This is a genomic window from Idiomarina sp. MD25a (genome assembly GCF_001870515.1).
Lineage (GTDB): Bacteria > Pseudomonadota > Gammaproteobacteria > Enterobacterales > Alteromonadaceae > Idiomarina.
The window spans coordinates 387,834-400,298 of sequence record NZ_MDGT01000003.1; the positions used below are offsets into that span (position 1 = coordinate 387,834).

Annotated in this window: 8 protein-coding genes; 6 read left to right on the forward strand and 2 right to left on the reverse strand. The window is 48.6% G+C overall.

Going from position 1 to position 12,465, the window contains the following annotated elements; translation table 11 throughout:
• The first annotated feature begins 29 nt into the window (after positions 1-29).
• From BFR57_RS05970 to BFR57_RS05985, 4 genes are read left to right on the forward strand one after another with little or no spacing between them, the layout of a single operon-like run.
• Positions 30-734, forward strand: coding sequence for a fimbria/pilus periplasmic chaperone (locus BFR57_RS05970; RefSeq protein WP_071463109.1), 705 nt, complete (start codon positions 30-32; stop codon positions 732-734).
• Positions 703-3,087, forward strand: coding sequence for a fimbria/pilus outer membrane usher protein (locus BFR57_RS05975; protein WP_071463110.1), 2,385 nt, complete (start codon positions 703-705; stop codon positions 3,085-3,087). The genes BFR57_RS05970 and BFR57_RS05975 overlap by 32 nt, the downstream gene beginning before the upstream one ends.
• The gene (locus BFR57_RS05980; RefSeq protein WP_071463111.1) at positions 3,084-3,953 is read left to right on the forward strand and encodes a hypothetical protein; all 870 of its coding nucleotides are present in this window, start codon (positions 3,084-3,086) and stop codon (positions 3,951-3,953) included. Before BFR57_RS05975 ends, BFR57_RS05980 begins: the two co-directional genes overlap by 4 nt.
• A gap of 8 nt (positions 3,954-3,961) precedes the next feature.
• Positions 3,962-4,507 carry a prepilin-type N-terminal cleavage/methylation domain-containing protein gene (locus tag BFR57_RS05985; RefSeq protein ID WP_071463112.1) on the forward strand — a complete coding sequence of 182 codons (546 nt, stop codon included), beginning with the start codon at positions 3,962-3,964 and terminating at the stop codon, positions 4,505-4,507.
• A gap of 68 nt (positions 4,508-4,575) precedes the next feature.
• Here the strand turns inward: BFR57_RS05985 and BFR57_RS05990 are convergent, their stop codons facing one another.
• Together BFR57_RS05990 and BFR57_RS05995 are read right to left on the reverse strand one after the other, a co-directional pair.
• A complete protein-coding gene (locus tag BFR57_RS05990) occupies positions 4,576-7,164 on the reverse strand; it encodes a bifunctional aconitate hydratase 2/2-methylisocitrate dehydratase (protein WP_040488192.1) in 2,589 nt (862 codons plus the stop codon).
• Between the two features lie 157 nt (positions 7,165-7,321).
• Positions 7,322-8,203, reverse strand: a complete 882-nt coding sequence (locus BFR57_RS05995; RefSeq protein WP_071463113.1) for a LysR family transcriptional regulator — start codon at positions 8,201-8,203, stop codon at positions 7,322-7,324.
• A gap of 113 nt (positions 8,204-8,316) precedes the next feature.
• On the opposite strand from BFR57_RS05995, the gene BFR57_RS06000 reads away from it, so the two are divergent.
• Both BFR57_RS06000 and BFR57_RS06005 read left to right on the forward strand, forming a co-directional pair.
• Entirely contained in the window at positions 8,317-9,390 is a 1,074-nt protein-coding gene (locus BFR57_RS06000; RefSeq protein ID WP_071463114.1) for an efflux RND transporter periplasmic adaptor subunit, read from the forward strand.
• A complete protein-coding gene (locus BFR57_RS06005) occupies positions 9,390-12,449 on the forward strand; it encodes an efflux RND transporter permease subunit (RefSeq protein WP_071463115.1) in 3,060 nt (1,019 codons plus the stop codon). Before BFR57_RS06000 ends, BFR57_RS06005 begins: the two co-directional genes overlap by 1 nt.
• Positions 12,450-12,465: the final 16 nt, after the last annotated feature.

A 12,465-nucleotide genomic window follows, 5' to 3' on the forward strand; every position in this document is an offset into this window, starting at 1 on the left:
CTTTCCCGAATAATCTCAAGAGTTCAGCCATGTTAAAGAAAACGATGTTGTGGCTGCTAGTACTCGTTGCTGTGCTGGTAGATGCCTACGAAGTGGAGCCGATGATCGCTGAAATCCAGGCGACCAGCGGTAATAACCGTGTGACGTATCGTGTCGCAAACCCGAGCGAAACCACCCTGCCACTCGAAGTGGAAGTGTATAAACGAAGCTTCGATGACAACCAAGTCGAACAGCTTGTAGAAACTGATGACATCATTGTCTTGCCACCGCAAATCGAGGTGGCGGCTCAATCGTATCAAGTGTTTCGTGCGCAATTTATTGGTGACCCCCGCCTAGCTGAAACGCAGTCCTATCGGATTGTATTCAAACAATTGCCACTGAAGAGTGAGCCGAACGGTGAGCCAGAGATCAATATGGTATTTAATTTTGCCACTTTGTTGTTTGTTAACCCACAACAAGGTATCGAAGATTTGCAACAGCAACTGGATTGCGACAATACGAATAAAGAATGTGAGTTGGTACTCACTAACAACGGAAACCAAGTCGTTAATCTCAATGGCAGTCAACTGATCATAAATTCTGATGGTGAGCGTGCTGTTGATTGGACCATGTACCGCGAATTATTGCCGGTTTCCTATTTGATGCCATCGCATACCATCCGATTAGCTTTGGCGTCTCTAAATGAGCAAGGACGAGTCCAAGATGCGCGCATTGAATTGGCTGATGATCGTTAGTGCGTCTGCTTCGGCTTACGCATTACCTGCTCAATCTCAACAGTATGCCATTGACCTGCCGGTCAGTTACAACGAACGTGATATCAAGGATATTGCAGCGACCATTCAAGCGGGTCAAGTCGTTGCTGTCGTGAAACAGTCATTACTGAGCTCAATGGGCCGTATGCTGAATGATGACACTATTCAATGGTTAGAGGCTTATTCTGACAGCTTAATACCCATTACTGCATTACAAGATCGCGGTATTTTCATCGATTTTTCACCGCAAAATATGAGTCTAACGGCAAAGCTAGCCGGTAGTGCTCTGCGTCCGACCGAGTTGAATTATGGCGCTGCCGATTACGTGGTGATTCCTGATAGTACGGCAACGATTGCAAGCCTAAATCGTTTTAACCTGTTGACGGAGACCGTCGAATCGGACACGCGCTTTGCATTAGAGTGGCTCGGATCAGCCAACGTCGGAGGATATGATGGTGTGAATGCGCGCTGGTCTGCCTTTGCCGATCGCGATGATGAGGGCAATAACGAGTTTTACCGCGGCGAGGTCACACTATTTCACGATAACCCTCAATTGCCATTGCGCTATGAGTTAGGCGATTTAACTACCTTTACGAGTGGGCATGTGAGTGGACTCAATATGGGTGGCATTGGTATTTCGCGGGCTTATCGAGAGTTGCAACCGCGTCGTGAAATTAGTCCAGGTAACAGTCAGCAATTCTATCTCCCTTCGAGCGCAGATGTTGAGATCCAAGTGAACGGTTTTACGGTCTTACGTCAGCAATTTAACCCGGGTCGTTATGAGTTAAATGATTTACCGTTCACTGCTGGCGCCAATGAGGTGTTGGTCGTCGCCACGTTCGAAGATGGCACAACTCAGACATTTCGCTTTGATAATTTCTATAGCGGCGCATTGTTGCGTAAAGGTCTTTCGGATTTCTCTTTTCAGCTAGGTTATGCATCGGAATTTGAAGAGTTTTCTTATAACTACGCGGATGAGCTGACATTTTCTGGCTATTACGATTACGGTTTCTCAGATAGTTTCACTGCCGGCATGAACCTCGAGCTCAGTAGTTTGGGCCATATTGTCGGCACTACGGTATCCTATGGTTTTGACATTGGTGTCATTACATTGCGAGGCTCCCAATCTAAATTAGATGAATTTAACGGCTATGCAGCATCTATCGATATGGGGTTCTCGGTTTGGGGAAGTGGCTACAACAGCTCGCCTAACTTGCGCTTTAGTTTTGAGAAAAGAGTTGAGTTTGCCCCCACAGTAGCCACCCAACCTCTTGCACTGTTTGATGATCGACGGGTGACGGCAGACTACACCTACTTTTTCAATGACGAGTTGGATTTAACAGCCAGTGTGTCGCGTTACGAAGCGGTGGATGGCACAACCATCAATACCGATTCGTTACGACTCAGCTGGCGCAGTCGCGGTTGGCTGTTAAGTGCCGAATATTATCGCAGTAACTTTGTCGATCCGTTAACTCAGCAACAAGACGGCGTGTTTTTGAGTGTTTCGTGGAACAGCTATGATTCACGTAGCCAGTTGCGTACAAGGGTTGAATACGATGACCGCAGGGAACAGGCGCAAGCGAGCTTTGGTCGTATTAACCGCAACCGTGTAGGCAACTATGGCTACGAAATCTATGGTATCGATAACCCACAACTTCGGGATATTCGTGCCAGCGGCAGTTACACCGGTAACCGTATGCGCGGCGAACTGACGGCATCAAAACTTGAACTCGAGTCGGGCGCTAGTTTTGACATCTATCGCACATCGCTGAGTACGACGCTCGGTTTTGCAGACGGAAGCCTTGGCATGTCGAGTATTGTTGATGCACCGTTCGCATTGATTAATAAGCATGAAACGCTAGCAGATAGCCACGTTGAGGTTAACCCCGACTATTTGGGTGAGATCGAAGCGCGGGCAGGCGACACCCTAGCAGGACTTGTCGCCCTCGGAGCACCCTTTAGTGAAACCAGCGTTATTGTCAATGTGCCTGATGCGCCGCTCGGTTATAACTGGGGTCCAGGTTTATATGATTCGAGCGGTGGCAGTGTGACTGGACGCGTCATTACCGTGGGTTCTGATGCCGCTTATTTAGTCTTGGGCTATATCCAAGACGAATCAGGTCAGCCGTTGAGCTTAGAGCGTGGCGAACTGGTTGGAAATGGATTGGTGTTAGATGTATTTACCAATCGCAGGGGCCGTTTTGCGGTCGAGGGCATTGCGCCAGGTACTTACAAGTTAGTGATAGGTAAGTATCAAGCAAAAGTGAACTTTAAAGCAGCGGAAGAAAATTTAATTGATGCGGGGATTATTACCGTAAGCGAGGTGCAACCATGAAAAGGTTCATAATCGTGTTTATTTTTCTGGTGTCAGCTGTGGCACAAGCTGATGGTCGTTACCCACACCAGTGCACGGGTGACTTTGATGTGCAAGTCAACCAATACAATTCGGTGCGGTTTGACGATGAAATTTTATTGCCGATAAAAGTGCAGGCATTTCGAGAGGGACGTCCTTGCATCGATAGTTTGATTTTTAGTGCTGTGGATAACGGACCTTTCAAACTCATCGGTGACGGCGGCGCCCAACTCGATGCGACTTTACTTAATACCAATCGCAAGCCTTTGCCGGTGCGCACGGTCGATGGACGTCGCTCTTGGGTCGTTGATTACAACGGTCATCAGCATCTTAATCTATGGTTACGTATTGACGCACATCGAGTGATTACGGCTGGCGCGTACTCGGCTGCTCTAGTTATTCAATCTAAGGATGGTCGCAATACATTGGTGGATAAAGTGGTCGATCTTGGGTTTTACATGCCTGCCGTTGTCAGTATTGAAGTCGCTCGCTCACACAGTGATTCGGTGCGCGGTCATGGCGGCCACTACCAAGTAGATTTAGGCAGCCTTAATGACGGAGCGCGTGCCGATTGGCGATTAAAAGTATTTAGTAACAGTCTTTACGACGTATCGATTTATTCGGAGGACCGTGCGTTAGTACATCAGCAAGACAGTAGCAGTCGTATTGCGTATGAGATCCTTTTTGATGGCAACCGTTTTCCCGCGACCACTACCTACCAACGCAGCTACCAGCAAAGTTACTCAGGCAAGCGACGTTTTGATATGGGTGTCATCGTGGATGACGTGAAGTATCAACGTGCGGGTCGTTACCAAGACACCGTTTACGTGACAGTGACAGCAAGATAGGAGTTGTTTTGAGTAAACAGAAGTTAAATGCAGGTTTTACCCTGATTGAGTTGATTATTGTTATTGTGGTCATTGGTGTCTTAGCGGTGACGGCGGCGCCTAAGTTTTTTGACTTTGGTACCGCAGCACGGACCAATGCGGTTAAGTCGATGTCGGGTACCTTGACGGAAGCCTCCAAGCATATTGATGCTGCATTGCAGCTACCTAACCGAGTTATTGACGTGAATGGAAGCCTTTGGTTAGACGTCAATGGTGACGGCATTATCGAAGCCGATACCATCTCAGACCAAGAGAATCCGCGTAACAATGTCAGCCGTGACATCAAGCTAATAAAGAATGACCTGGGTCAATTGGGGCCTGATAACTTCGAAGTGGCAAAAATGGTAAGTTTCTCAGAGGATGTCATTATTGAAGTCGGTGAGCGTCATCAAACCTATATTGGTTTTGATCGTGATGATGACGGTGAGATAGCCGATGACAATTGTCGCGTTTATTTTACCCAACCGATTAATTCACGCGGCACGTTTGTCGCACACAGAACTGACGGCTGTTAATCAACCATTAAAAAAGCCCCGCAGCAAAACTGCAGGGCTTTTTACTTTGACTTAATCAGGCGCTGCGATTAAGCAACGTTGATAGTCGGAATAATGTTCTCTTTCGCTGCTTTTTCAGCGTCACGGAACGCATCCATTTGGTCAAAGTTTAGATACTTATAAACTTCGCCAGCCATCGCATTAATGTCCTGCGCGTACTCAAGGTACTCTTCTGGTGTCGGTAAACGACCAACGATAGCACCGACTGCTGCAAGTTCTGCAGAAGTAAGGTAAACGTTTGCGCCATCACCTAAACGGTTAGGGAAGTTACGCGTTGAGGTCGATAACACCGTTGAGTTTGGCTCCACACGTGCTTGGTTACCCATGCACAGTGAACAACCCGGCATCTCAGTCCGAACGCCATTACGTTCGTAGATGTCGTAGTAACCTTCAGTCTCAAGCTGAGCCTTATCCATTTTCGTTGGCGGCGCAATCCATAAGCGAGTGTTCAACGGATCAGAGTTCTTCTCAAGCAACTTACCGGCTGCACGGAAGTGACCGATATTGGTCATACAAGAACCGATGAAGACTTCGTCAACTTTATCGCCAGCGACTTCACTCAAGAATTTAGCGTCGTCAGGGTCGTTCGGACAACAAACGATAGGCTCTTTGATTTCATCAAGGTCGATTTCAATCACTTCTGCGTATTCAGCGTCTTTATCTGCACGCATCAATGACGGGTTCTCAAGCCATTCTTCCATCTTACGCGCACGGCGTTCAAGTGTACGTGCATCACCATAGCCTTCGTTGATCATCCAACGCAACATAGTGATGTTTGAGCGTAAGTACTCACCCACTGACTCTTCTGAAAGGTTGATAGTACAACCTGCCGCTGAACGCTCTGCAGAAGCGTCTGACAATTCGAACGCTTGCTCAACAGTTAGATGCTCGAGGCCTTCAATTTCTAAGATACGACCCGAGAATGCGTTTTTCTTACCGCGTTTCTCGACTGTTAACAAACCGTCTTTAATCGCAAACGCTGGGATGGCATGAACAAGGTCACGTAATGTGATACCTGGCTGCATCTTACCTTTAAAACGCACCAATACCGACTCAGGCATATCCAGCGGCATAACGCCTGTTGCTGCAGCAAAAGCGACCAAACCAGAACCCGCAGGGAAAGAAATCCCCAGTGGGAAACGAGTATGAGAGTCACCGCCAGTACCTACCGTGTCTGGTAACAACATACGGTTTAACCAGCTGTGGATGATACCGTCGCCTGGGCGCAGTGATACACCGCCACGGTTCATGATGAAGTCTGGCAACGTGTGCTGAGTCTCAACATCAACTGGTTTTGGATACGCAGAGGTGTGACAGAATGACTGCATGACCAAGTCAGAGTTAAAGCCAAGGCACGCTAAGTCTTTGAGTTCGTCACGGGTCATTGGACCGGTGGTGTCCTGTGAACCTACGGTTGCCATTTGCGGCTCACAATAAGTACCTGGGCGTACGCCCTCCATACCGCATGCTTTACCGACCAGTTTCTGAGCAAGGCTGTAGCCCTTACCACTGTCTTGTGGTTGCTCAGGCGTTAAGAATAAATCGCTTGCGCCTAAGCCCAATGATTCACGCGCTTTTGCAGTCAAACCACGGCCGATGATCAAGTTGATACGGCCACCTGCACGCACTTCGTCTAGGATGACGCGCGATGCGTAATCATATTCAGCGATGACTTCGCCCGCTTCGTTTTTGATTTTGCCTTCGTATGGGAAGATGCTGATCACATCGCCCATGTTCATTTTCTCAACGTCGGCTTCAAATACTAATGCGCCCGCGTCCTTCATCGTGTTGAAGAAGATAGGAGCGACTTTACCACCGATACAGATACCGCCTGCACGCTTGTTTGGCGTACCTGGCATATCTTCACCGATGTTCCAAAGTACAGAGTTAGTCGCTGACTTACGTGAAGAGCCAGTACCCACAACATCGCCTACGAATGCAACGGGATGACCTTTCTTTTTAAGTTCTTCAATTTGCTCGCCAGCATTGGTGATGCCTTCACGCGGCATTTTGTACATCGCCTTAGCGTGCAAAGGAATATCAGGGCGTGACCATGCATCCGGCGCAGGTGACAAGTCATCGGTGTTGGTCTCACCGGTCACTTTGAATACAGTCGCTTTAATTTCGTCCGCCATCTTGTCACGGCTAGTGAACCACTCACCTTCAGCCCATGATTCAACGACTTCTTTTGCAAGCGCGTTGCCCGCTTTCATTTTTTCTTCAACGTCGTGGAAGGCGTCGAACATCAAAATGGTGTGCTTAAGCTCTTCAGCCGCAAGACGACCTAATTCAGCGTCATCTAACAAGGCAACTAAGGTTTCGATGTTATAGCCACCGTGCATGTTACCTAGCAACTTAACGGCTTGTTCTTTACTAATAACAGGGCTTTCGACGTCGCCTTTAACAACTGCGCTCAAGAAGCCTGCTTTCACATAAGCTGCTTCATCGACGCCTGGAGGTACGCGCTCTGAAAGGAGCTCGACTAAAAATGCTTCTTCACCAGCGGGTGGGTTTTTTAGCAGCTCAACTAAATCTGCAACTTGTTCAGCCGTTAATGGCTTCGGAGGGATGCCCTCAGCGGCACGCTCTTCAACGTGCTGACGATATTCTTTTAGCACTCCAGTTACCTCTTGTGTGTTTGCATGAGAAATAATGACTTCACTAGTGGCGGGCATTATACGCATTTTCCTGCAAATTCACACGGCAGGCGGCTATAAATCAGACAATGTAGGGTATAAATACTATGAATAACAGGAGGCTTGAAATATCGGCGGCCTATTCGGCAAATGCTTGCCAAATGGCCTCAGCCGCAGGGCCCGGACTCCGTATTGCCGAACGTATAATGTGTACTTCTAAATTGACCCGTTGCACGAACCCCGGAATTTCGATTTGTACCAACTCGCCACTGGCCAAATAAGGTGCGGCCATGTGCATTGGAATCGCCCCCCAACCTAGGCCAGCAACGAGCATATCTCGTTGTGTCGCCACGTCACTGGTTTGAATACGTCGCTGACTCGGGAGTTTTAGGATAGCGTCGACATTGATGCCAACTTCGAGTACTTGCGGCACTAACATCGGCAACCCCAGCAGTTGTTGTCGATTATCAGGCACACCGCCATTTTCTTTGGCAAGTTGACTATGCATCACAACGACAAGTTGAAAGGGACTCACTTTGAGTGTCTCAAACTCGCCGTACTGCCGAAACAACGGCAGCCAGGGACAAATCGCGAGATCCGCTTCCCCCTGATTAATGCGTCGTAGGGCGCGTAGCTGGGATTCGCCCTCAAAGCGTAATTCGGTGGCGGGAAATTCGCTTTGTACTAAGGTTATGGCATCGAACCAATAACGCGCATCACAGGTGTGGTCAAAACACAGCGTCAAATGAGGTTCAGCACCGGTGCGCAAACGACCGGACAACGTATCCAGGCGTTCATGCTGACGCAGTACTTCTTCAGCTTGCCGTAAAAACTGTTGACCGTGCGCTGTTAATTGCAGGCGATAGCCGTCGCGATTAAACAGCGCAAAGCCAGCATCTTGTTCGAGTTTCTTGAGTGCCATACTAATAGCTGACTGGCTACGGTGTAGTTGCTGAGCACTCTTTTGAAGCGAGCCGGAAGCGGCGACGCTGGCCATCATTTTGAGATGTAATATATTCATAAAAACTGAAGTAGTTGAAAAGATTTTTTCAATATAACTAAATTTAACTTAGCGCTAAACTATTCAATAAGCAAAGCTTTTCCTATTAATTTGCGCTCAATGGGAGTTCCAAAATGAATCGAATGATTGGCTGCATCACACTATGCACGGTGTTTTTGTTAACAGCATGCTCCGAGCCGGCGTCCAGTAACGCCTCGACAGAGAAACCACCCCGTCCAGTGCGGATCGTCACAGTGCAGGATGCAGGAGGTGAGCAACTACGCCAATTTCCAGCCGTTGTTGAGGCAGCCGAGGTGGCACAGCTAACGTTTCGCGTTGCGGGTGAAATCACCGAGCTCCCGGTGCGCTCAGGCGCCGAAGTGCAAAAGGGCGACCTCATTGCTCGCCTTGACCCGACCGACTACCGTCTGGCGATGGAACAAGCAAAAGCGCAATTCGACTTGGCGTCGTCACAGTATCAACGTAATAAGCAACTGGTTGAACAGGGGCTGATGTCTGAGGCACAGTTCGATCAAATCGAATCAGAACTTGCTGTGGCCCGCGCAAATTATGAAACCACCAAGGCCAACTTAGGCTATACCGAACTACGCGCACCTTTCGATGGTGTAATAGCTCAGCGCCCCGTTGAACGCTACGAAAACGTTCAAGCAAAGCAACCGATTGCGACGTTGCAAATAGCCAACGCAGTGGATGTTTCAATTCAAGTACCAGAAAACCTTTTTGCACAAGTGAACAAAAACCTCAACTATGAGCCGACGGTGGTATTTGATGCCGCACCGCAGAAACGTTTTGTCGGTCACTTGAAAGAGTGGGATTCGCAGGCAGACCCCGCTACCAACACCTATGAGGTGGTGTTTACCTTACCACGACCGGATCAGTTAAATATTCTGCCGGGCATGACAGCAACGGTTATTGTTGATTTACGACAAGTTATGCGTGGCACTCTTGAAGGCGTTTTGGTGCCCTCAACGGCCGTGTTTGATGAGCAAGATAACCAACACTATGTCTGGGTAGTCAATGCGCAAATGCAAGTCGAAAAGCGAAGCGTCGAAGTGGGAAACATGACCAATGAGGGTCTACTCGTCACCGACGGGCTCGAAGCCGGTGAGCGTATTGTCAGCGCGGGTGTTTATCAGTTACAGCCGCAACAGCAAGTGCGTGAATGGCACCGTGAGCGGGGGCTGTAATGAATATTGCTCAATACAGTATGGAACGAAAAACCAGCAGTTGGCTATTACTTATTGTTCTGCTGGTCGGCGGCATCGTGAGCTTGTTGCAGCTTGGGCGACTTGAAGACCCAAAGTTTACCATTAAGCAGGCGATGGTGATTACCGCTTATCCGGGCTCTTCAGCACAACAAGTCGAAGAAGAGGTCACCTATCCACTTGAGAATGCCATTCAGTCACTCAGTTATGTCGACAATATCCGCTCGATTTCGAAGCCCGGTCTGTCGCAAATAACGGTTGAGATGAAGTCTACTTATCGTGCCGATGACCTCGAGCAAATTTGGGATGAATTGCGCCGTAAAATCAATGACAGTGCACGAAATTTACCACCGGGTACACAGCAACCGATCATTCGTGACGACTTCGCTGATGTTTATGGTGTGCTGCTCGCTATTACTGGTGAAGGTTATGATTATCAAGATATTGAGTACTACGCGGATTTCTTGCGTCGTGAACTGGTTTTGGTCGAAGGCGTTGGTAAGGTGATTGCCAGTGGCGAGCAACAGGAAGAGGTGATCGTTGAAGTATCCCGCTCTAAGCTCTCTAATATGGGTATTCCAACCAGCCGGATTGCCAATCTGTTGACTACGCAAAATACCGTGGCTGATGCCGGGCGAGTCACCGTAGATGAGGAACGCTTTCGGATTGCCACAACGGGCGAGTTTGAATCCGTCGAGGAGCTCGCCAATTTGGTCATTAGTAATCCGGGAGCCCAACAACGCATTTATTTACGTGACGTTGCACAGATTTACCGTGATACCAAAGAAATCCCGAGTCATATCGTGCGTTTTAATGGGCAGCCTTCTATTTGGTTGGGCGTATCGTTTGCTGACAACGTTAATGTCGTCGATGTCGGTAAGCGCATTAATCAGCGTCTCGATGAACTCAGTTACGCGCAGCCGGTCGGTATGAGTGTCGAGCGCATTTACGACCAACCGCATGAGGTTGAAAACTCCGTCGATAATTTCTTGATGAACTTAGTCGAGGCAGTCGTCATCGTTATTATTGCACTGTTGCTGAGTATGGGTTTTCGCAGCGGGGTTCTGATTGGTGGTGTGCTGCTACTGACCGTATTGGGCACGTTCATCTTCATGAATATTTTTGATATCAACCTCCAGCGCGTGTCGCTAGGGGCGCTCATTATTGCGCTAGGCATGCTGGTGGATAACGCGATTGTTATTGCCGATGGAATGATTGTCGGCATGCAACGCGGACAAACCAAACTTAAAGCCGCGGTGACGGTAGTGCGTCAGAATCAATGGCCACTACTCGGTGCTACCGTGATTGGCATAATCGCCTTTGCGCCTATCGGGTTATCTTCTGATGCGACGGGGGAATTTGCAGGAAGCCTGTTTTGGGTGTTGTTGATTTCGCTACTACTCAGTTGGGTAACCGCGCTAACACTCATCCCCTTTTTAGCAGACCGAATGTATAAAGAGGGGGATAAATCGGCGGCAGATGGCGATGACGTATATGGTCACCCCGTATTTAAAGGGTATCAACGTGTTTTATCATGGTGCTTGCAGCATCGTTTACTCACTATGTTAGCCATGCTAGCGCTATTGGTGACTTCGGCTGTGGGCTTCAAACAAGTAAAGCAGGCATTTTTTCCGCCGTCCACGACGCCGATGTTTTACGTTGATCTCTGGTATCCGGAGGGTACGGACATTCGTTTTACCGCTCAGGATGCAAGACGCGCCGAGCAATACTTGTTGGCACAACCTGAGGTTGCGTCGGTTGCCACCACCATTGGTCAGGGCGCCCCCCGTTTTACCTTGACCTACTTAGTAGAGAAGTCTTACGAAAGTTACGCGCAATTGATAGTGCGGGTTGCTGATAAAGACACCATGTTGAAGGTGATGGCAGACACGCGTCAGTATATAAGACAGCACCACCCTCAAGTCGAAGATAAACTTATACGTGTCAATATCGGCCCAGCAACGCCCGCGAAGATAGAAGCGCGCATCAGTGGTCCGGATCCAGAAGTCTTACGTCAACTGGCTCAGCAAGCCGAATCAATTTTACGCAACGATCCAGGGGCAATGAATATTCGCCACGATTGGCGCCAAAAGACCAAATTACTTCGACCGCAATTTGACGAAGCGGCGGCGCGCCGACTCGGCATTACTAAACAGGATGTCGACCATTTACTCAAAACCAACTTTGAGGGCCGAACCGTTGGCATTTATCGTGACGGAACCGATTTGCTGCCTATCGTTTCTCGCGCGCCGGCTCAAGAGCGAGTTGATTTAGATAACTGGCGTGAACTGCAAATATACAGCCCCGTACTCGATCGCTACTTGCCGCTAGGACAGGTGGTTCAAGATATTAATGTGGTCTGGGAAAACGCCCTAATTATGCGTCGTGATAGAAAACGCACGCTGACAGTGATGGCCGATCACGATGTCTTAGGCGATGAAACCGCGGCGGCGGTATTTGCACGGGTAAAACCCAAAGTTGAACAAATGAAGCTACCGCTTGGTTACTCTATCGAGTGGGGTGGAGAGCACGAAGCGTCGAATAAAGCACAGAAAGCACTATTTGGGTCTCTACCACTGGGCTTTCTGGCGATGTTTATTATTACCGTATTGCTGTTTAACTCAATCCGTTTAGCGACCGTATTGTGGACCACAGTACCGTTATCGATTGTGGGGGTCACCTTAGGCTTGTTAGTGCTGAATATGCCTTTCGGCTTTATGGCATTACTGGGCTTTCTCAGTCTTTCAGGCATGTTAATCAAAAACGGTGTCGTATTACTCGAACAAGTGAACGTTGAGCTCGAAGAAGGTAAGCCTGCGTATCAAGCTTTAGTGGATGCTTCGGTCAGTCGTGTAAGACCGGTATTTATGGCGGCTGCAACCACGATATTAGGCATGTTACCGCTATTATTGGATGACTTCTTTGCGAGTATGGCGACGGTCATCATGTTTGGTTTAGGCTTTGCCACGGTACTGACATTGTTTGTTGTCCCGGTGATGTACGCGGTTGTGCAGCGAGTCAAAACGCCTAAGTCGTCGTAGTCGATAACATCGGTTC